This window comes from Streptomyces sp. NPDC006610 (assembly GCF_040611575.1).
Classification (GTDB): Bacteria; Actinomycetota; Actinomycetes; order Streptomycetales; family Streptomycetaceae; genus Streptomyces.
Window position 1 is genome coordinate 117,249 of the sequence record NZ_JBEXOP010000017.1, and the last position, 20,456, is coordinate 137,704.

The 20,456-nt window shown below is 73.1% G+C and carries 14 protein-coding genes and 1 pseudogene; 10 read left to right on the forward strand and 5 right to left on the reverse strand.

Annotated features, from left to right (window positions below; all coding sequences use genetic code 11):
• Positions 1–30 precede the first annotated feature (30 nt).
• Entirely contained in the window at positions 31–1,104 is a 1,074-nt protein-coding gene (locus ABZY13_RS16525) for a glycoside hydrolase family 43 protein (protein WP_356631182.1), read from the forward strand.
• 13 nt (positions 1,105–1,117) lie between these two features.
• Here the strand turns inward: ABZY13_RS16525 and ABZY13_RS16530 are convergent, their stop codons facing one another.
• The 3 genes and pseudogenes from ABZY13_RS16530 to ABZY13_RS16540 form a co-directional block, all read right to left on the reverse strand.
• Positions 1,118–1,318, reverse strand: coding sequence for a DUF397 domain-containing protein (locus ABZY13_RS16530; RefSeq protein ID WP_356631184.1), 201 nt, complete (start codon positions 1,316–1,318; stop codon positions 1,118–1,120).
• A pseudogene (locus ABZY13_RS16535) lies at positions 1,315–2,242 on the reverse strand (Scr1 family TA system antitoxin-like transcriptional regulator). Before ABZY13_RS16535 ends, ABZY13_RS16530 begins: the two are co-directional and overlap by 4 nt.
• A gap of 90 nt (positions 2,243–2,332) precedes the next feature.
• A complete protein-coding gene (locus ABZY13_RS16540; protein WP_356631186.1) occupies positions 2,333–6,199 on the reverse strand; it encodes an amino acid adenylation domain-containing protein in 3,867 nt (1,288 codons plus the stop codon).
• A 365-nt stretch (positions 6,200–6,564) separates the two neighbouring features.
• On the opposite strand from ABZY13_RS16540, the gene ABZY13_RS16545 reads away from it, so the two are divergent.
• From ABZY13_RS16545 to epsC, 9 genes are all read left to right on the forward strand, one after another.
• A complete protein-coding gene (locus ABZY13_RS16545; RefSeq protein WP_356631188.1) occupies positions 6,565–6,867 on the forward strand; it encodes a chorismate mutase family protein in 303 nt (100 codons plus the stop codon).
• The gene (gene pabB, locus ABZY13_RS16550; RefSeq protein WP_356631190.1) at positions 6,864–9,005 is read left to right on the forward strand and encodes an aminodeoxychorismate synthase component I; all 2,142 of its coding nucleotides are present in this window, start codon (positions 6,864–6,866) and stop codon (positions 9,003–9,005) included. The genes ABZY13_RS16545 and pabB overlap by 4 nt, the downstream gene beginning before the upstream one ends.
• Entirely contained in the window at positions 9,002–9,877 is an 876-nt protein-coding gene (locus ABZY13_RS16555; protein ID WP_356631192.1) for a prephenate dehydrogenase/arogenate dehydrogenase family protein, read from the forward strand. Before pabB ends, ABZY13_RS16555 begins: the two co-directional genes overlap by 4 nt.
• Before the next feature lie 43 nt (positions 9,878–9,920).
• Positions 9,921–11,591 carry a class I adenylate-forming enzyme family protein gene (locus ABZY13_RS16560; RefSeq protein ID WP_356631194.1) on the forward strand — a complete coding sequence of 557 codons (1,671 nt, stop codon included), beginning with the start codon at positions 9,921–9,923 and terminating at the stop codon, positions 11,589–11,591.
• Complete coding sequence (locus ABZY13_RS16565) at positions 11,588–12,211, forward strand: DsbA family protein (RefSeq protein WP_356631196.1); 624 nt, start codon at positions 11,588–11,590, stop codon at positions 12,209–12,211. Before ABZY13_RS16560 ends, ABZY13_RS16565 begins: the two co-directional genes overlap by 4 nt.
• Before the next feature lie 167 nt (positions 12,212–12,378).
• Positions 12,379–14,982 (forward strand): ATP-grasp domain-containing protein, encoded by a 2,604-nt coding sequence (locus tag ABZY13_RS16570; protein WP_356631198.1) that lies wholly within the window; start codon positions 12,379–12,381, stop codon positions 14,980–14,982.
• Positions 14,979–16,241, forward strand: a complete 1,263-nt coding sequence (locus ABZY13_RS16575; protein WP_356631200.1) for an MFS transporter — start codon at positions 14,979–14,981, stop codon at positions 16,239–16,241. The genes ABZY13_RS16570 and ABZY13_RS16575 overlap by 4 nt, the downstream gene beginning before the upstream one ends.
• Positions 16,238–17,494, forward strand: coding sequence for an ATP-grasp domain-containing protein (locus ABZY13_RS16580; protein WP_356631202.1), 1,257 nt, complete (start codon positions 16,238–16,240; stop codon positions 17,492–17,494). Before ABZY13_RS16575 ends, ABZY13_RS16580 begins: the two co-directional genes overlap by 4 nt.
• 9 nt (positions 17,495–17,503) lie before the next feature.
• Positions 17,504–18,121: a serine O-acetyltransferase EpsC gene (gene epsC / locus ABZY13_RS16585; RefSeq protein ID WP_356631204.1), complete on the forward strand. Its 618-nt coding sequence runs from the start codon at positions 17,504–17,506 to the stop codon at positions 18,119–18,121.
• 75 nt (positions 18,122–18,196) lie between these two features.
• Here epsC and ABZY13_RS16590 read toward each other — a convergent pair whose 3' ends face one another.
• Together ABZY13_RS16590 and ABZY13_RS16595 are read right to left on the reverse strand one after the other, a co-directional pair.
• The gene (locus ABZY13_RS16590; RefSeq protein ID WP_356631206.1) at positions 18,197–19,240 is read right to left on the reverse strand and encodes a histidinol-phosphate transaminase; all 1,044 of its coding nucleotides are present in this window, start codon (positions 19,238–19,240) and stop codon (positions 18,197–18,199) included.
• Positions 19,241–19,492: 252 nt separating this feature from the next.
• Positions 19,493–20,329: a LuxR family transcriptional regulator gene (locus ABZY13_RS16595; RefSeq protein WP_356631208.1), complete on the reverse strand. Its 837-nt coding sequence runs from the start codon at positions 20,327–20,329 to the stop codon at positions 19,493–19,495.
• Between the last annotated feature and the right edge of the window lie 127 nt (positions 20,330–20,456).

The following is a 20,456-nucleotide window of genomic DNA, read 5'->3' on the forward strand; positions in this document are numbered from 1 at the left end:
CCCCACCACCCCCGACCAAGGAGCCGGACGATGAAGCTCACCCGCCTGCTCACCGGCGCCGCGGCCCTCGGGCTCGCCGGCGTCCTCGCCGCCGCCCTGTCCCTGACCACCGCGGAGCCCGCAGAGGCCGGCCAGACCTCCCTGCGCAACGCCGACCCCAGCGTGCTGCGCGTCGGCGGCACGTACGTGTCGGTCGAGTCGGCCAACAACGGCATCGCCGTACGCCAGGCATCGTCCCCGGACGCCCTCGCCTCGGCCCCCGCCCGCCAGGTCTGGACCGACACCGACAACCTCGGCGAGGTCTGGGCCCCCGAGATCGTGCTGGACTCGGGCCGCTACTACATCTACTTCACCGCCGGCCGCGGCGCCGCCCACCGCATGTACGTCATCAGCTCCACCCAGCCGGCCGAGGGCTACCCCACCCGGGCGCAGAAGCTGGCACTGCCCGACGACAAGTGGGCCATCGACGGCACCCTGTTCACCTTCAACGGGCAGCGCTGGTTCGTGTGGTCCGGCTGGGCCGGCGACACCAACGTCGAACAGAACCTCTACATAGCCCGGATGAGCAGCCCGACCACCCCGACGGGCGCCCGGTACGTGATCTCCCAGCCGCGCGAGAGCTGGGAGCGCGTCGTCGGCAACCCCTACATCAACGAGGCCCCGCAGCCCATCAAGGACCCCAACGGGCAACTCCACATCGTCTACTCCGCCAACGGCAGTTGGAGCGACCAGTACTGCCTGGCCGATCTGCGGCTGCGGGCCGGCGGCGACCCGACGTACGTGTGGGACTGGTACAAGTCCAACGGCTGCCTGTTCGGCTCGAACCGCGCGACGATGATGCAGGGCTGGGACCCGACGCTGTACGTCAACGGTCCCGGCCACCACACCTTCGTCCTCCTGAACGGCGACATCAACACCAGCCCCCCGGCCGGCCCCCGCTTCCCGCTGATGTTCCACGCCGTCCCCAAGGGCACCCCGTACTCGTGGGCCAACCGCCACTGGTACACCGGCACGTTCGCCTGGTGGGGCAACACCACCTACAGCCGGGCCAACGTGCCGGGGGCGAACACGAACACGGGGTGGGGGCTGAAGTTCTTCGAGTGACCGGCGCGGGGCGCTACCGCGTGGTGAGCGCCACGAACGCCGTCCACTGCTCCCGGCCGACCCGCAGCACGGGCCCCGTGCCCACCGCCTTGGAGTCCCGTACGTAGACGGCGTCGCGGGCGGCGGCGACTTCGACGCAGTCGCCGCCGTCCGAGCCGCTGTAGCTGCTCTTGAACCAGTGCAGGCCGTCTCCGGTCGTCCGCTCCATACTCATGTCTCTCCCACCAGCTGTCCGATGAGTAGCGCAGAGTCCTCGACGTTGAGGGCCTGCGATCGCAGCTTGCCATAGCGCAGAGCGAACGCGCTGACATCGGCAGGATCTTGGACCATGCACCCCACACCCTGAGACTCGAAGTATCCGAGGTGGTCATTCTCCTTGGACTCCACCACCACGAACGCACCGTTCTTGCCCGGATGGAACCCGCGTCGTGCGGGCATGATCTGCAACTCGACGTTGCGCAACGCGCCCACTTCCAGCAGCCGCTGCCATTGCTCGCGCATCACCTCGGAGTCGCCCACCGGATCGCGCAGCGCATCCTCCCCGATGATGAACGACAACTCCGCCATCGGCTCCCGCGTCAGCAGCTTCTGGCGGCCCAGCCGGGCCTCCGTGTGCTGGTCGATCGTCTCCTCGCTCAGCGGGGGACAGTGCCCGGCGAACAGGGACCGCGCGTACTCCTCCGTCTGCAACAGCCCCGGCACCAGCAGCGGATCGTAGGAGAACCGGCTCAGCGCCTCCGCCTCGATCAGCGCGAAGTTGCGGAAGAACCGGGGGAGTTTGGCCCGGTCCACCTCGTCCTGGAGTACGTCCAGGCCCCCCGCGCCTCCAGCGCCCGCTCCGCGGCGAGGGTGACGTCGCCTTGGCGGGCCGCCGCCCTTGTTCGACCGAGGCGACCAGGTCAAGGGAGTACCCGACGGCCTCGGCGAGCTGCTCCTGCGTCATTCCGGCCCGCTTGCGCAGATGCCGCAGGAGGCTGCCGTAGGCCGACCACACGCCGGGCCGCTCGGCCTCCTCCCGGTCGCTCTCGACACGGCCGATCCGCTTCTTCTCCCGTACCGCGGTCACCCGCTCACGCCCTTCCGTCCGACGTCGTGGACTCCCCGCGGCACCCGCATGCCGCCGGGACGCCATGTCCAACGCGGGAGGCAGGGCACGGGTACGGCTCGGGGACCCGTACAGCGCCCGTACAACTGCGTGCGGGGCGCCGGAAGGCGGCCTCCGGCCGAGTCACCCCCGGCCCACGACCCGCCGGATCGTCTTCTCCAGCTCGTCCACCCCCGGGTCGCGCAACGCGTCGTAGTGGCCCGCGTCCAGGCGGGCGACCGTCGTGGGGGTACCGGTGCGCGCGAGGAGGCGTTCCAGGTGGGACTCCTCGTCGCCGCGGGCCGGGAGGACGGTGACCGGCGCCTTGATGCGGCGTTCGGCGGGCAGCCAGCCGTAGGTGTGACGGACGAGCCGGATGACGCGGAGGGCGGTGGCGGGGTCGAGGCGGCGCAGCCGGCGGGCGACGAAGTCGGCGAAGGACTCCTCGTCGGCGGCCTGGCGCAGGCACTCCTCCAGCAGGGGGCCGGTGACGGCGCCGGCGAAGACGGAGAAGAGGACCGTGCGGAAGGCCCGGTGGGCGAAGTCGGCGACGGGCGGCTCGGGCGCCGGTTCGGTCCGGGCCGGTTCGGCCGGGCCCGCCTCGTCCGGTTCCGGTTCGCGCAGGCGGGGGGAGCCGGGGGCGATCAGCAGCAGGTGGTCCACCTGCTCGCCCGCCTGTTCCAGCTGCCACGCGGCCTCGAAGGCGACGCGGGCGCCGAAGGAGTAGCCCCACAGGGTGTAGGGGCCGGACGGCTGGGCGGCGCGGATGGCCGCCACGTCGGCCGCGGCCATCTCCTCCAGGCAGGCGTGCGGGGTCTCGCCGGGATTGAGACCGTGGGCCTGGACGCCGCGGAAGGGGCGGTCGCCGGCCGCGCGGGCGGCGAGCAGCCGCAGGTTCATGGTGTAGCCGCCGAGGCCGGGCCAGCAGAAGACGGGCCGGCCGCCCTCCGGGGTGTGCAGCGGCACCAGGCGGGAGCTGCCCTGTCCGCCGGCGGTGTCGACGCGCTGGGCCAGCCGCTCCACGGTGGGCGCCTCGAAGACGACCTGGAAGGGCAGTCGGGTGCCGAACTCGCGGTTGACGCGGTGCACCAGGGCCACGGCGATGATCGAGTTGCCGCCGCAGGCGAAGAAGTCGTCCCGCACGGACACCGTGTCCCGCTTCAGGGCCGCCTTCCACAGCTCGGCGAGCCGGGCCTCGGTGCGCGTGCGGGGCGGCACGAGCGGGCGGTCGTCGTGGGCGAGGACGGCGTCGACGCGGGCGGCGACGGCCGCGGTGTCGACCTTGCCGTTGGCGGTCAGCGGCAGCCGGTCCAGCACCAGGATGTGGTTCGGCACCATGAACTCCGGCAGCAGGCCGACCAGGTCGTCCTTGACCATCTCCGCGGGCCCCTTCATGTGCACGCTGTCCTCGTGCATGCCCTCGTGGGCGCGCTGCCGCTCGCTGACCCGGCCGCCGACCGCGAAGTAGCTGGGACCGGCCGGGCGCCCGCTCTCCTCCAGCAGGGCGGCGATCCGGCGGGCGGCGGGCAGATCGTGGCCCGTGCGGGAGCTGTACCCGGAGGACATGAAGCCGAGGTCGCGGTCGTTGTGCTGGAGCCGCTGGAGCGCGCGCCCCAGGTCGATGTACCGGCGCCACTGCGGGCCGGCCCGGCTGACCAGGGTGACGCCGAAACAGGCCCGCTCGTACACCTGCTGGTTGATGGCGATGACGTGCCGTTTGAGGACCAGCCCGTCGCCGACGCGCCGCCAGCCGCCGTCCTCGTGGAGGTACTGGCCGGTGGGCAGGCCCATGGCGGTGCCGGGGTGGACCTGGAGGTAGACGTCGACCGGGTCGGGGCCGGGGGGTTCGGTGTACGGGGCCAGCGCGAAGGAGCCCAGGTAGTGGTCGCCGTCGGCGCCGTCGAGGAGCGCGGCCGTGCCGGGGTCGTACGGCAGGTCGCGCACGGCGAGGCCGTACGCGGGCAGGACCTCGTCCAGCAGGCCCAGCATGTGACCGGTCTCCAACTCCAGGACCTCCTGGACGTTGCGTTTGTAGACGGGCTCGATGGCGGTGCGGCGGCCCAGGAAGTGCAGCCGCGCGCCGGGCTCCGGCAGGGCCACCGGGCCGACGCGGACGAGCTGGTGGCGCCTCGGGTGGAAGTAGTAGGTGCCCGGGTCGAGGCCGTCGACGCCCGCGGTCTCGACCAGGAGCTGGGTGGCGTAGAGCGAACCGGGCGACGCGTAGGCGTACTTGGGCAGCAGCCGCTCGTCGCTGAGGTGCGGGCCGAAGTCCCGCAGCAGGCACCCGAGTTCGGCGAGGGTGAGGTTCTCGGGGCGGCGCGGTTCGGCGGCCGGCGGGCGCCGGGCGAGGGCGGTCAGGACGTCCTCCGCGGTGGCGGCGCCGCCCTCGTAGAAGCGGTACGTCTTGCGGGCGAAGGCGCGGCGGCGCTGCTCGGCGGTGGCCTCGGCGCCGGGCAGCGCGACGACCGGCCGTCCGGCGAGTTCGCCGTCCTCGCGGGTGCCGGGGTCGGAGAGCTGGGCCTTGACCTGGAGCTTGTCCGCCTTGGAGCGGTGGTGGTCGCCGGCGTCGCCCTGGTCCATCAACGCGGCCTCGCGCGGGCTCAGTTCGATGCAGGCGACGAGGTTCTGGAAGCCGGTGCGGGGGTCGTCGCGGACGAGGACGGCGGCGCCCCGGACCCAGTCGTGCGCCTCGACGGCCAGGCGTATCTCGTCCAGTTCGATGCGGAAGCCGCGCAGCTTGACCTGGTTGTCGGCGCGTCCGGTGAACTGCACGGTGCCGTCGGGGTTCTCGTGGGCCAGGTCGCCGGTGCGGTAGAGGCGGTCGTGCGGCGCCGGGTCGCCGAACGGGCTGTCGACGAACCGTTCCGCCGTGAGGTCGGGACGGTGCAGATACCCGCGGGCGAGCTGGACGCCGCTGATGTACAGCTCGCCGGTCTCGCCGGGCGCCACGGGGCGCAGGTCCGGGCCGAGGACGTGGTAGCGGGTTCCGGCCACCGGAGTGCCGATGGGCACCGAGTGCGCGCCGTCGCCGAGGGCGGCCGGGTCGACGGTGAAGGAGGACGTGTTGATGGTGCACTCGGTGGGGCCGTACAGGTTCACCAGGGTGCAGCCGGGGAGGATGCCGAGGAACGTCCGCGCCAATGCCCGGGAAAGCGCCTCTCCGCCGCTGAAAAGGCGGCGCAGGGAAACGCAGCGGTGCAGTTCGTCGGTGTCGACGAGTGCCTGGAGCAGTGTGGGAACGCACTGCAGAACGGTCACCCCGCGCTGTTCCACGAGTTCCACGACACGGGCCGGATCGCGGTGGATTCCGGGTGTTCCGACGACGACCCGCGCTCCGTGCGCGACGGCCAGGATCTCCCATTGCGCGGCGTCGAAACTCATCGGCGTCTTCTGGAGGACGACGGCGTCCGCGTCGAGTCCGTAGACGCCCGCCAGCCAGCGCATCTGATGGGCGACCGACCGGTGCTCGATCATGACGCCCTTGGGTTTTCCGGTGCTTCCGGAAGTGTAGACGACATAGGCGAGATCGCCCGGACGCGGCCGTGGCAGGAGGGCCTCGCCGTCGTCGTCTCCGTGGTTCTTGCGGAATTCCGCGACATCGTCCGACGTGACGATCCGCACGTTGGCCGGGGCGATTTCCGCGAGGCGTCCGCGAAGCTCCTCCTGGGTGTAGACGACGCGCACCCGGGACTGTTCGAGCATGAAGCGCAGGCGTTCGTCCGGATAATCGGGGGACAGCGGCAGATAAGCGCCTCCCGCGTACAGGACGCCCCAGACGCCGGTCATCGCGGCGAGCGACGGCTCCACGAACACCCCGACCGCCCGGTCGCCCCGCACACCGAGTCCGCGCAGGCAGCGGCCCAGATCGGTGGCGGCGTCGTGCAGTTCGAGGTAGGTCAGCGTGTCGTCCTCGTGGACCACGGCGACATGGTCCGGACGGGTGGCCGCCTGCGTCGCGAGCAGCTCGGTAATGCCGGTCTCCGCGATTTCCCCGCGGTCCGGTGTGCGCATTGGTCCCCCTGATTCCGATGCGTTTTCGTCCCCCTGGATCGCTGGAAACTATGAGAGGGGAGCGGCCCGGTTGGCAAGCTTCGGCCAGGTAATGCCCGGCAAGAGGGAGGGTTCCTGGCGATTTGCGGGCATGTGCTCGGGTGTTGTCGTGACCTATCCGGCCATTGGGGTCCGGCCCCGAGCGGCCCGGAAGGGCCCCTGGCCGGCCTCCGGGACGGGGTCGGCCGGGTGTTGTGTCCCGTTTCACCCCCCTGTGCACCCCTGCGATTCTGTGCAGTGCGGGGACCCGACCCATCGAGTGTGTGGCGGGGCGTCCCGGGCCTTGGGCAGAGTTCGGGGCGTGGAATAGGTGGGAGGGGCTATCCATGCAGACAAGCCAGGAATCCGCGGTCACCCTCGAAGACCTGCGGACCGAACTCGATGAGATAGACGCGCGGTTCCTCGACGTGATACGCGAGCGAATCCAGAAGTGCGTCGACATCGGGCACTTCAAGCGAGAGCACAGCATTCCGATGATGCAGCCGCACAGAATCGGCGTGGTGCAGGAACGCGCCGCACGCTACGGCGACCTGCACGGCATCAGCCCGGAGTTTCTCCGCAGGCTCTACGACCTGGTCATCGAAGAGACGTGCCGGGTGGAGAACCAGGTGATCGGGGACTCCGCATGAGAACACTGCTCATCGACAACTACGACTCCTTTACCTACAACCTCTATCAGCTCCTCGGCGAGGTGAACGGCCGCCCGCCGGTCGTCGTCCGCAACGGCGCCGACTGGGACACGCTGCGGCTCGACGAGTTCGACGCCGTCGTCGTCTCCCCGGGGCCCGGCCGGCCCGACCGGGAGCGCGACTTCGGCATCAGCGCCCGCGCCATCCTCGACAGCGGGCTGCCGGTCCTCGGGGTGTGTCTCGGCCACCAGGGCATCACCCACCTCTTCGGCGGTGAGGTGGGGCTCGCGCCGGAGCCCATGCACGGCAGGGTCTCCGCCGTACGGCACACGGGCGTCGACGTCTTCAAGGGACTGCCCAGCCCCTTCGACGTGGTCCGCTACCACTCCCTCGCCGCCCACCGCCTCCCCGACGAGCTGGAAGCCGTCGCGTGGACGGACGACGGGGTGGTCATGGGCGTGCGCCACCGCACCCTGCCGGTGTGGGGCGTGCAGTTCCACCCCGAGTCCATCAGCAGCGAGTACGGCCGCGAACTGCTCGCCAACTTCCGCGACCTCGCACTCGCCCGCGGCCGGCGCGCCGTCCCCGGGGCCACCGGGACCGCCGTCCCGTACGCGGTGCACGTGCGCCGGGTCGAGACGCTGCCCGACACGGAGGCCGCCTACCGCACCCTGTTCGCCGGCGGCAGCCACGGCTTCTGGCTCGACAGCAGCAACGTCATCGACGGCCTGTCCCGCTTCTCCTTCCTCGGCAACGGCGAAGGCCCGCTGGCCGAGTACGTCACCTACCGCGTCACCGACGGCTTCGTCACCGTCCAGACGCCGGGCCGGCCCGGCCGGGACGGCGAGATCGTCGCGCAGGGCTTCTTCGACTACCTCGACGCCCAGCTGCGGCAGCGCTCCGTGCCCACGCCGGAGGGCCTGCCCTTCGACTTCAACCTGGGCTACGTCGGCTACCTCGGCTACGAACTCAAGGCCGAGGCCGGGGCGGAGGCCGTGCACAAGGCCGAAACCCCGGACGCCGCCCTGCTGTTCGCCGACCGGATGCTCGCCGTCGACCACGTCAAGGGCGTCTGCTACCTGCTGGCGCTCTCCCGCGAGGGCGACGACACGGACGCCGTGGGCTGGCTGGACGCCACCGAGCAGCGCCTGCGCGCCCTGCCCGCCCCCGCGGCGGACCCCGGGCCCGTCCGTTTCTCCGGCACCGGCATGACCGATCCGGAGGCCGCCGGCGTCACCCGGCTCCGTCACGGCCGCGAGGCCTACCTCGACCGGATCGCCCGGAGCATGGAGGAGATACGCCAGGGCGAGACGTACGAGGTGTGCCTGACCAACACGGTCACCATGCAGGCGGCCATCGACCCGCTCACCACGTACGCGCACCTGCGCCGCATCAGCCCCGTGCCCTACGGCGCGCTGCTCGACTACCCCGGCGTGGCCGTGCTCAGCGCGTCGCCGGAACGGTTCCTCACCGTCGGCACGGACCGGGTCGCCGAGTCGAAGCCGATCAAGGGCACCCGGCCGCGCGGACGCACCCCGCAGGAGGACGAGGCGCTGCGGCTCGACCTCCTCGGCCGGGAGAAGGACCGCTCCGAGAACCTGATGATCGTGGACCTGATCCGCAACGACCTCAACATGGTCTCCGAGGTCGGATCGGTGCACGTGCCGAAGCTGTTCCACGTCGAGACGTACGCGCCCGTGCACCAGCTGGTGTCCACCATCCGCGGCACGCTGCGCCCGGAGGAGACGGCCGTGACCTGCGTGCGCGCCGCGTTCCCCGGCGGCTCCATGACCGGCGCCCCGAAGCTGCGCACCATGGAGATCATCGACCGGCTCGAACAGGGCCCGCGCGGCGTGTACTCCGGCTCGCTCGGCTGGTTCTCGCTCAGCGGCGCGGCCGACCTCAACATCGTCATCCGCACGCTGGTCGCCACCGCGGACCGGGTCAGCTTCGGCGTCGGCGGCGCCATCGTGGCCCTCTCCGACCCGGACGAGGAGTTCGAGGAGACGGTGGTCAAGTCCAGGGCCATGGTCACCGCGGTCCTCGCCACCGCCCAGCACACCGAGGCGGACGCGGACGCCGGCCCCGGCGCCGGGGAGCACGCGACGGCAGGCGCCGGGCACGGAGGCACCGCGTGATCAAGCGCGCCGTGGTCGTCGGCGGGGCCGGGGCGGTCGGCCGGCTCTTCACCGAACGGCTCCTGGACTCCGGCGCCCGCGTCACGGTCGTCGACACCGCCGAACCGGAACCGGGCGACGGGCGCGCCGCACGGCTGCGCGGCGACGTCACCGCCGTCGACTTCCGGCTCGCCGCCGAACTGGGCCACGCCGACCTGGTCGTGCTCGCCGTGCCCGAACCGGTCGCGCTGAAGGCGATCCACGGCGTCGCCGCGGAGATGCGGCCCGACGCCCTCCTCGTGGACACCCTGTCCGTGAAGGGCTCGGTCGCCCGTGCCGTGCGCGCCGAGGCCCCCGGGGTCCAGGCCGTCGGCCTCAACCCGATGTTCGCCCCGTCCCTCGGCTTCGAGGGCCGCCCCGTGGCCGCCGTCGTGATCAACGCCGGCTCCCGCACCGAGGAACTGCTCGCCCTCGTGGAGAGCTGGGGCGCCAGGATCGTCCGCGTCGACGAGCAGCGGCACGACCGGCTCGCCGCCGCCTCCCAGGCACTGGTGCACGCGGCGGTGCTCTCCTTCGGCATCGCCCTCGCCGGGATGGACGTACCCGGCGAGGACCTGCGGGCCGCCGCGCCGCCGCCCGCCAACACCCTGCTCGCGCTGCTCGCCCGCATCGCCTCCGGCACGCCCGAGGTGTACTGGGACGTCCAGCACGGCAACCCGGAGGCGGCCCCGGCCCGCAAGGCCCTCGCGGACGCCGTCCGCCGGCTCGCCGACACCGTCGAGCACGGCACCGAGGCCGACTTCGCGGACCTCCTCGGCGAACTCCGCACGCACCTCGGCGACGACCTCGCCCACCACCGGGACACCTGCGCCGCGCTCTTCGCACGGATCTGAGCCCGTCCCGCCCACTTCTGAACCACATTCCGGAAGGTGTTCCATGAGCACATTCGCTGCCACCGTCCTGTCTCCCGAGCAGCGCGCGGCCGTCGCCGCCGACGCCTCCGTCGGAGGCGGCAACCTGCTGCGCTCGGCGCTCGCCGTGAACCCGGCGCCCGAGGTGCCCTTCATCCACTCCACCCGCCCGATCGGCACCCCCGACGGCCAGGCCAAGCAGGACTTCAGCCTCGCCGAGTTCGACGCCCTCGCGCAGAGCTGGTCGGCCTGGTACCTGGAGCGCGGCGTGGAGACCCGCGACCGCGTCGCCGTCTGGTTCGAGGACTCCATCAGCTACTCGCTGCACTTCTACGCCCTCGCCCAGATCGGCGCGGTCGCCCTGCTCATCAACTCCAACGCCTCGCAGGCGATCGCCACCTCGCTGATCGAGCAGACCACGCCCGTCGGCCTGTACGCCGACCACGCCCGCCTGGAACTGCTCGGCGACACCTCCGGCCTGGGCCTCGCCTGGGTGCAGGAGGCCGAGGAACTGCCGGCCCCGCCCGCCGCGACCCTCGCCGAGGGCCAGTACTGGAAGCACCACGACGACGACCCGGTCGCGATCCTGCACTCCTCCGGCACCACGGGCCGGCCCAAGCCGACCATCCACACCCACAAGTCCATCGTGTCGGGCCCCAAGTTCCGCCTCGTGGACCACACCGAGCAGCCCGGCGCCCTGATGATGACCGCGCTGCCGCAGTCCCACCTCGGCTGCGTCGCCTACACCGTGTACGCGGTCCTCGGCGGCACCCCGATCGTCGCGCTCAGCGACCGCCGCGGCTCCGAACTGGCCGCGGCCGTCCAGAAGTACCAGCCCACCTCGGTGATGTCCTTCGCCCACGGCTACGCCGAGCTGGCCAACGCCGACGTGGAGCCCGGCGCCCTCGACTCGGTCGACTCCTGGGTGTCCATCGGCGACGCCGTCCACCAGTCGCACATCACCAAGGTGCTCTCCCTGCGCAGCAAGGACCGCAAGCCGGCCGCGTTCCTCGACCGGCTCGGCACCACCGAACTCGGCTGGGGCGTCCTGCTCAAGGCCCGCACGCTCGACTCCGAGCGCCACGACCGCTGCGCCGGCAAGCCGGTCGGCGTCGCCGAGGTCACCATCCTGCGCAAGGACGGCAGCCACGCCGACGACGGCGAGGTCGGCTTCCTGGCCGCCAAGGGCCCCGCCATCACCCCCGGTTACTGGGCGGACTCCGACACCACCTACCGCTACAAGCTGTCCGGCTACTGGCTGCCCGGCGACATGGCCTACCGCGACGCCGACGGCGACTTCTTCCTCGTGGACCGCGCCGTCGACGCCATCCACACCGAAAACGGCACCGGATACTCTGTGTTCATGGAGGAGGTCATCCTCAACGACGTGCCCGACGTGGGCGACGTCGCCGTGATCGCCGGCCGGAACAACGGCAGGACCGTGCCCGTCGCCGTTGTCACCGCCAACGCCGCACCGGAGGCCGACAAGTTGCTCACCCTTGCCAACGAGGCCCTCGAGGCCGCCGGACACCCGAAGCTGGGTTTCCTGGAGATCGTGCACGACGAGGCCGACTTCCCGGTCGGCGTCACCGGAAAGGTCCTCAAGCGCCGACTGCGTGAGAAGTACGCCGACCTGGCCGCGTACGTCAAGGACGCCGAGGGCAAGACGTTCGCCACCACGGAGGCCGCCGCATGACCACCGCGACCGAGAACACCCCCGCCAAGGTCGACTTCTACTTCGACCCGGCCTGCCCCTTCGCCTGGATCACCTCCCGCTGGATCCTCGAGGTCGCCGAGCGCCGCCGGATGGACCTGCGCTTCCGGGTGATGAGCCTGTTCTTCCTCAACGAGGGCCGGGAACTGCCCGACTGGTACCGCACCCTCGTGGACAACTCGCTCTCCCTGACCCGGATCTGCACCGCGGTCGCCCAGAAGCACGGCGAGGAGGCGCTGCCCGACCTGTACGCGGCCATGGCCCGGCGCATCCACAACGACGGCAACAAGGACTACCTCGCCGTCGCCGCCGAGGCGCTGGAGGAGGTCGGCCTGCCCGCGTCGTTCCTGGAGGCCGCGCACACCGACGAGTACGACGAGGCGCTGCGCAAGAGCCACCACGAGGGCCTGGACCCGGTCGGCGAGGACGTGGGCACGCCCACCATCCACATCGACGGCGTCGCCTTCTTCGGCCCCGTCCTCAACTCGATCCCCCGGGGCGAGGAGGCCGCGCGCATCTTCGACGGGGCGCGCGCCCTCGCCAACTACCCGGACTTCTTCGAGCTGAAGCGGACCCGGACCGGCAAGCTGAAGTTCGACTGACCCACCCGCCGCCGGGCCGCTCCCCCCACGGGCGAGCGGCCCGGCGCGCCCCGCCCCGCGCCACCCCGGAGACGCCAACGGCCCGGTGACGCCGCGCCGTTGCGCCGTATCGCCGTGCCCCGGGAACCGACCGCATGCCCGTACGACCGACCGAGGAAAGCCGGACCATGGACACGTTGCAGCCCGCCGAAGCGCGCCCGGACGCCTTTGTGCTCACCGGATCCTTCCTGGTCGTGTGCCGGGCGCCCCTCTACCTCTCGGAGCTCGCCCGCCGCGGCCTGAAGGTCCTGCTCGTCACGCCGTCCGCCTGGCGCGAGGAGGCCCTCGAAGCCATGCGGGACCCGGACCACCCCGCCAGCGCCATCGACGACATCGCCTTCGTCGACGGCGACGTGGCCGTCGAGAACTCCTACCTGCCCGGCGTCGTCTCCGCCGCCCGCCGCTGGCGCGAGACGTACAACGTCGTCGGCGCCTACGCCGTCGGCGAGACCCAGGTCGAGCCCACCGGCATCCTCGCCGACGCGCTCGGCCTGCCCACCCCGGGCCTGCGCGCCACCCGCGCCTGCCGCAGCAAGTACCTCCAGCGCTGGTACCTGCCCGAGTTCAGCCCGCTCAGCCTCACCGTGCCCGGCGGCGAACGCGACGCCGTCGACACCGCCGCCGTGCGCTACCCGGCCGTCGTCAAGCCCGCCGGCCGGCACTCCAGCTCCGGCGTCGAGACCGTCGACACCCCCGAGGAACTCCGCGCCCGCCTCGGCGCCTACCCGCCGCACGAGACCGTCCTCGTGGAGGAGAAGGTCACCGGCCAGGAGTACTCCGTGGAGTCCCTGGTGCAGGGCGGCCGCGTCCTGTTCGCCTCCGCCACCCGCAAGGACACCACCGACAGCCACGCCCGCACCTTCGTGGAGCTGTCCCACACCGTCCCCAGCGACCGGCCCGAGCACGACGCCACCCTCCTCGACGCCAACGCCCGCATGCTGGAGGGCCTCGCCTTCCGCGACGGCATCGCGCACGCCGAGTGGCGCGTCGACGCCGACGGCCGCCCCGTCCTGATGGAGGTCGCCGCCCGCACCCCCGGCGACGGCCTGTGCGTGCTGTACGAACTCGCCACCGGCGCCCCCCTCGAACCCGAGATCATGCGCATCGCCCTCGGCGAGCCCGCCTCCTACCCGGCGCCCACCCGCGTCGCCCGCCAGGTCTACCTGGAGCACCGGCCCGGCGTGCTGCAGGACGTCACCGTCGACGGCTTCGACGTCGCGCCCGCCTGGGTCGGCGAGGGCGGCCTGTGGCCCCGTATCGCACCGGGCGCGCCCGACGACGCCCCGACGCTGCGCGCCGTACTCGTCCACAAGGACCGCGGGGCCGTCCTCGGCGAGCTGCGCAGCTCCGAGGACCGGGCCGTGTCCTTCTTCATCGACGCGCCCACCGTCGCCGAACTCGACGCCCTGGAGGCCCGGGTGCGCGAGGCGCTCACCGTCACGGTCACGCCCGTCGCGGCGCCCGTGCCCGACACCGTCACCCACGTCCTGGTCGGCTACAGCCCCGTCATGCTCGGCAAGCTGGACACCCAGCTGCCCGCCGGGTCGGTGCTGGTGCTGGAGGAGCCCGCCGTCATCGAGGCCCGCGGCATCGCCGGGCTCGCCGACGACCACCCCTGCGTCGCGGCCCTGCTGCCGGCCCCGTCGCAGGACGAGCACCACCCGGAGCGGATCGTTTCCGCGGTGCCCCGGCCGCCCCGTGTCCGCGCCGTGGTGCCGGTCGTCGAGTACGGCGTCGTCGTCGCCGCCGCCCTCGCCGAGGAGTGGGGCCTGCCCGGCGCCGGCCCCAAGGCCGCCCGCGTCCTGCGCGACAAGGGCCTGCTGCGCGAGGCCCTCGCCGGCAGCGGCGTCGACCAGCCCGCCTGGGCCGTCGCCCAGAGCTCCGAGGAGGTCGCCGCGTTCCGCGACGCGCACGGCGGCGAGGCCGTCCTCAAGCCCGCCAACCGGCAGGCCAGCCTCGGCGTCCAGCTCCTCGGCCCCGGCGACGACGTCACCGAGGCATGGCTCCACACCACCACCGCCGACGAGCCCACCCTGCGCGCCCAGTACCCCGGCACCGCCCGCTACCTGGTCGAACAGCGCCTGCACGGGCCCGAGGTGAGCGTCGAGGCCGTCGTCCACGACGGCGTCGTCGGCTTCACCAACATCACCGCCAAGAGCGTGCTCGACTCCCGCCACCCGGTGGAGACCGGCCACGTCGTGCCCGCCCCGCTGCCGCCCACCACGGCCGCCGCCCTGCGCGACGCGCTCACCCGCCTCGCCGCCGCCGTCGGCTTCGGCTCCGGCGTCCTGCACTCCGAGTGGATCCTCGTCGGCCCCGAACGGCGCCCGCACCTGGTGGAGTGCGCCGGCCGGCTCCCCGGCGGCGGCATCACCGTGCTGATCGACCTCGCCCACGACACCGACATCCTCCGCAACCTGCTGCACGTTCTGGAGGACCGCGGCCCCGTCGAGCCCTTGCCGGCGCTGCGCGGCGCCGCCGTGCGGTTCCTGACCGCCGCCCCCGGCCGGGTCGAGTCCGTCGCCGGCGCCGACCAGGCGCGCGCCGCCCAGGGCGTCCACGCCCTGCATCTGTCCGTCGAGCCCGGCGCCACCGTCCGCGCCACCACCAGCTCCTGGGAGCGCGCCGGCTTCGTCATCGCCACCGGCACGGACGGCCCCGACGCCGCCCGCCACGCCGAGCACGCCGTGTCCCTCATCGACATCCGCACCACGACCGAGGAGCGGGCGTGAGATCCATCGGCTGGCGGGACTACGTACCGGCGACCCGGGAAGGCCGCACCTTCGCGGTCATCTCCCTCGTCAACGCCATCGGCACCGGCCTGTACCTGGCCGCGTCCGCGGTGTTCTTCGTCCGCTCGGTGGGCCTCACCGCGGCCGAGGTGGGTTTCGCGCTGGCCGTGTCGGGCGTCGCCGGCTTCCTCACCACCGTGCCGATCGGCGCGGCAGGCGACCGGTTCGGCGCCCAACGCACCCTGATCGCCCTCCAGTTGTGGCGGGCCGGCGGCTTCGTCGCGCTCTGCTTCGCCGAGGGCCTGCTCGTGTTCACCGTGGTCTCCTGCTGCCTGGCCGCCGCCGAGGCGGCCACCCAGCCGATGACCCAGGCCGTGGCCTCCGCGACCGTCGCCGGCAGCGACCGCACCCGCACCATGGCCATCATCCGCACCGTCCGCAACGTCGGCTTCTCGCTCGGCGCGCTGCTCGCCGCGCCGCTCGTCGCCGCCGACAGCGTGTGGGCGTACCGCGGCATCGTCCTCGGCACCGCCGCCGCCTTCGTCAGCTCGGCGCTCATGCTCACCCGACTGCGCATCGCCGGGGCCGCGCCGCAGCGCAAGGTCGGCCCGTTCACCGCCGTGCGCCGGTTCCGCGACTGGCGCTACGGACTGCTGACCCTCCTCAACGGCGTGCTCAACCTGCACGTCACCATCCTGTCCGTGGGCATCCCGCTGTGGGCGCTGGAGGCCACCGAGATGCCCGCCGGGCTGCTGCCCGGCCTGGTGCTCATCAACACCCTGATGTCCATCGCGCTCCAGGTCCCCGTCGCCAAGGCCGCCGAACGCGACGGCGGCGCCGTGCGCGCCCTGCGCCTGGGCGGCCTCGCCATGGTCCTGTGCTGCGTGGCCCTCGCCGCCGCGGCCGGGCCCGAGTCCGCCTGGGCCGCCGCCGGCGTACTCGTCGTCGCCTGCGTGCTGCTGACGTTCGGCGAGATGTGGCAGGCCACCGGCGGCTGGGAGCTGAGCTACGACTTCGCGCCCGAGGACGGCAAGGGCGTCTACCTGTCCGTGTTCAGCCTCGGCGGCACCGCCCAGCGCATCGCGGGCCCCGCCCTGATCACCTCCGTGGTGATGGTCGTCGGGCCAGCCGGATGGCTCGGGCTGGCCGCCGTGTTCGGGGTCGCCGCCCTGCTCGTCACCCCCGTCACCCGCGCCCTGGAGAAAGCCGCCCCCGCCCCCGTCGTATCCGCCGAGACCGCCGAAGGAACCGCCCGATGACCGACGCGCACGCCCCGCACCCGCCGGCCGCGGCACCCGGCCCGCACCGCCCGGCCGGCGGCCCGCCGGACCTGCTCCTCGTCGGCGTGGGCACCATGGGCCGCCCCTACCTCGACGCCGCCGCCCGCCTCGGCGTGCGCGTACGCGCGGTCGAGTCGGCCGCCGCCTGGGACAACCGGCCCACCCACCTCGCCGAGTCCTTCCACCGCGTGGAAGGCCGCGGCGACGAACCGTGGGTCGGCGCCGTGGCCCGGGTCGCCGCCGACCGCGCCCCGGACGGCCTGATCGCCTTCGCCGAACCCCACGTCCTCGCCGGAGCGCTCACCCAGGAACGTCTCGGCCTGCCCGGCCCGTCCCTGCACGCCGCCGTCATCTCCCGCAACAAGGCGCTGCAGCGCGCCACCTTCGCCGCGTACGGCGTCTCCCAGCCGGAACACCTGCACGTGCAGGGCGTCGCCGAGGGCGCCGACTGGATGCGGCTGCGGCTGCCCGTCGTCGTCAAGCCGCTCACCCTCGCCGGCAGCGAGGGCGTCGAACTCGTCCGGGACGCCGCCGGCGTCGACGAGGTCGTCGCCCGCCGGGCGGGGGAGGGGCCGGTGCTCGTCGAGGAGGCGGTGCAGGGCCCCGAGTACAGCTGGGAGGCGCTGGTCCGCGACGGAGAGGTGCTCTTCGAGAACGTCACCGCCAAGGAGACCACCCCGCCGCCCTACTTCGTCGAACTCGCCCACCGCTGCGGCCACGAGTTCGAGCCCGCCCTCGACGCGCAGGTGCACGCCCTCACCCGCGGCGTGCTCTCCGCGATCGGCATGCGCACCGGCCTGGTCCACCTGGAGTTCAAGGTCGGCGACCGGGGCCCGGCCCTGATGGAGATCGCCGTGCGCACCCCGGGCGACTACCTGCCCGACGCGATCGGCCGCACCTACGGCTTCGACCTGTACGAGGCCGTGGTCCGGCTCGCGCTCGGCATGCCGCTGCCCGACCTGCCCAAGGCGCCCGTCTCCCACGCCGCCACCGTCTTCCCCACCGCCGCCCCCGGCGTCATCCGCGAGATCCGCGGCGTGGCCGAGGTCGAGGCCCACCCCGCCGTCGTCCGGGTACGGCTGCGCAAGGGTCCCGGGGACGCCGTACGGCCCCTCACCTCGTCCTCGCAGCGCATGGGCCACGTCCTGGTCGACGCCGCCACGCCCGAGGAACGGGAGGACGCGCTGGCGTTCGTACGGGAGACCCTGCGCGTCGTCGTCGAGCCGAACTGACCCGGCGCCGTGCCTCGCACCACGGGAGCGCGGACGCTGCGCCGCAGGGCGGCCCGCACCATCGACGTGATCATGGACCGGGACCCGTCCGTGCGCACGCGCGGCGAGGCCCTGCTGCACCCGACCGTCATCGCGGTGCTCGGCCACCGCGTCGGCCACCGCCTCTACCGGCGCCGTCGCTACCGCACCGCCCGGCTGGTCTCCACACTGGTGAAGGTCCTCACGGGCGGCATCGAGATCCACCCCGGCGCCCGGATCGGCCGGCGGTTCTTCATCGACCACGGCAGCGGCGTCGTCATCGGGGAGACCGCGGTGATCGGCGACGACGTCTCCCTCTTCCACCAGGTCACGCTCGGCTCCACCGGCTGGTGGCACGACGGCCCGGGTGACGGCGGCCGGTCCGCGCGCCGTCACCCGTGCCTCGGCGACGGCGTCACCGTCGGCACCGGCGCGACCCTGCTCGGTCCGATCACCGTCGGGGACAACGCGCTGATCGGCGCCATGGCCCTGGTGACCTCGGACGTTCCGGCCGGCGCGCGGGTGCGGGCGGCGCCCGCGCGCGTCCCCGGCCCGCCGCCGCTGCCCGCCCCCGCGGCCGAGACCGCGGGGGAGAAGACGCGCGGCTGACCGCACCGACGCGCACGAGGGCCGCCGTCCCCCGATCCTGACCGGGGGACGGCGGCCGTCGCGTGCGCCGGGCGGTTACCGCGCCGCGTCGTCCGCGAAGCGCGCGGCCACCCGCAGCACGATGTCGTTGGCCTCCGTCTCCCCGACCGTCACCCGCGCCCCCTCGCCGGGGAACGCCCGCACGGTGACGCCCTCGGCCGCGCAGGCCTCGGCGAAGGCGGAGGTGCGCCCGCCGAGCGGCAGCCACAGGAAGTTGGCCTCCGACGGCGGCACGGTGACGCCCGCGGCCAGCAGCCCCTCACGGACCCGGTGCCGCTCCTTGACCAGCGCCTCCACCCGCTCCATCAGCTCGCGTTCGGCCCCGAGCGAGGCGACGGCCGCCGCCTGCGCCAGGGCGTTCACGCCGAACGGCACGACCGCCTTGCGGATCGCCGCCGCTACCGGCTCGTGGGCGATGGCGTAGCCCACGCGCAGCCCGGCGAGCCCGTACGCCTTGGAGAAGGTCCGCAGCACCGCCAACCGGGGCCGCTCCCGGTACAGTTCGACGCCGTCCGGCACGTCCTCGTCCCGCACGAACTCCCGGTACGCCTCGTCGAGGACCACGAGCACGTGCTCGGGCACCTGGTCGAGGAAGCGCTCCAGCTCCCCGCGGCGCACGACCGTGCCGGTCGGGTTGTTCGGGTTGCAGACGATGACGGCCCGGGTCTCGGCCGTGACCGCGTCGGCGAGCGCCTCCAGGTCGTGCCGGTGCCCGGTCAGCGGCACCTGGACGGACCGTCCGCCGCACAGCGCCGTCAGATGCGGGTAGGCCTCGAACGACGGCCAGGCGTACGCCACTTCGCGGGCGCCCGGCACGCCGTCCGCCCCGCCGTCCGCCGCGCCCTCGCCGACGAGCAGCGAGTGCAGCAGGTGCAGCGTGACGCCCACCGACCCCGCGCCGACGGCGACATGGCCGGCCGGCACGGCGTGGCGCCGCGCGACGGCCTCGGTGAGCGCGGTGGCGAAGCGGTCCGGGTAGCGGTTGATCCGGGCCGACTCGGCGGCCAGCAGCTCCCGCACCGAGGGCAGCGGCGGGTAGGGGTTCTCGTTGGCGGAGAGGCCGTACGGGGTGGACGACATGGGTCACCTTTCGGAAAACGCGGGGCCGCGGCGGTCGGCGGAGTGACGCGGGCGCGCCCGGCGGCCGCCGGGCCGCCGGAGGGTTCCGGGCGGGACCGGGCGGGACCGGGGCGGGCGCGGGGCGGGCACCGGCGCACGGACGGGCCGGTGGGCGGGCGTCCGACGACGGTGGAGGCGCGATGGCGAGGGACCCGGCGGGCGTCGAGCCCCCGGGTTCCGGGGCGAGTCGCCCCGTTCGGTCGCGCCGCGAGCCTACGAGCTGTGCCCGGGCCCCGCAAGGCCCTGCTCCGCGCCCCTGGGGTCGTCCGGAGCGGTGACCAGGTACTCGGGGCGGATCTGGGTGATGCTGCCCTCCAGGGCGTCCTTCACGCCCATGAGGTAGCCGAGCTGGAGCCGGTGCTGGGCGCCGTAGTCGTCCTTGAGACGGGCGACGTGCGACTGGAGGGACCGCAGGCTGAATCCCAGGCGGCGGGCGATCTCCCGGTCGGACCTTCCCTCGACCAGGAGTTTGCAGATGGCGTCGCGAATCGGCGGAATGATCTCGGCCGCGGCGTCGGCGGCGCGTACCGGAATGAAGGGATACGGTTCCGCCCGGTCCCAGGCCCGTTCGAAGATGTCGGTCAGGAACTTCACGATCGCCGGCTCGGTGACGACGACGGCGGTGGTGCGCTCTGCGTTGGCGGGAACGAACGCCGTGCTGCGGTCGATGATGATGAGCCGGTCGAAGAACTCGGCGAGCGTGCGGATCTGGGCGCCGTAGCCGGTGACCGTGCGGACGTATTCCTTCGTCGGCTCGTCGAAGCGTGTGCTGTGCTGGTAGAGGGTCCGCATGGACACCCCGGAGGCGATGCGGTCGCGGACCGCTTCGAGCGCGTGGGCCAGCACCGCGCCCGGGCGCGGCCCGTCCGGCTGCGCGGTCAGGATCTCCGAGGTGGCGGTGTCGAGTTCGCGCTGGATGGCCTCGGCGATCTGCTGGAGGCCGTGGACGTACCGGAATCCGGCGGTGGACGTTCCGGTACCGTCTGCGGGTCGGCGGTCGACCGCCGGCGGGGGGAGCAGTTGGGCCTGCGTCTCGAGCGACCGGGACAACTCGCGCAGGGCCGCCGCCGCGTGACGCAGCGTCAGGGCCGGGTCCCTGTTCGCCGGCTCCCCCCGGACTGTGTCTGATATGTCTGCCAGATCTCTTTCTGGCAACTGTGCATACATTTGCATCCCT

Excerpts from the sequence above, each read along its gene's own strand:
- ABZY13_RS16525 (WP_356631182.1), top strand. The coding sequence starts at position 31 with ATGAAGCTCACCCGCCTGCTCACCGGCGCCGCGGCCCTCGGGCTCGCC.
- ABZY13_RS16530 (WP_356631184.1), bottom strand. The coding sequence starts at position 1,318 with ATGAGTATGGAGCGGACGACCGGAGACGGCCTGCACTGGTTCAAGAGC.
- ABZY13_RS16540 (WP_356631186.1), bottom strand. The coding sequence starts at position 6,199 with ATGCGCACACCGGACCGCGGGGAAATCGCGGAGACCGGCATTACCGAG.
- ABZY13_RS16545 (WP_356631188.1), top strand. The coding sequence starts at position 6,565 with ATGCAGACAAGCCAGGAATCCGCGGTCACCCTCGAAGACCTGCGGACC.
- pabB (WP_356631190.1), top strand. The coding sequence starts at position 6,864 with ATGAGAACACTGCTCATCGACAACTACGACTCCTTTACCTACAACCTC.
- ABZY13_RS16560 (WP_356631194.1), top strand. The coding sequence starts at position 9,921 with ATGAGCACATTCGCTGCCACCGTCCTGTCTCCCGAGCAGCGCGCGGCC.
- ABZY13_RS16565 (WP_356631196.1), top strand. The coding sequence starts at position 11,588 with ATGACCACCGCGACCGAGAACACCCCCGCCAAGGTCGACTTCTACTTC.
- ABZY13_RS16570 (WP_356631198.1), top strand. The coding sequence starts at position 12,379 with ATGGACACGTTGCAGCCCGCCGAAGCGCGCCCGGACGCCTTTGTGCTC.
- ABZY13_RS16580 (WP_356631202.1), top strand. The coding sequence starts at position 16,238 with ATGACCGACGCGCACGCCCCGCACCCGCCGGCCGCGGCACCCGGCCCG.
- ABZY13_RS16590 (WP_356631206.1), bottom strand. The coding sequence starts at position 19,240 with ATGTCGTCCACCCCGTACGGCCTCTCCGCCAACGAGAACCCCTACCCG.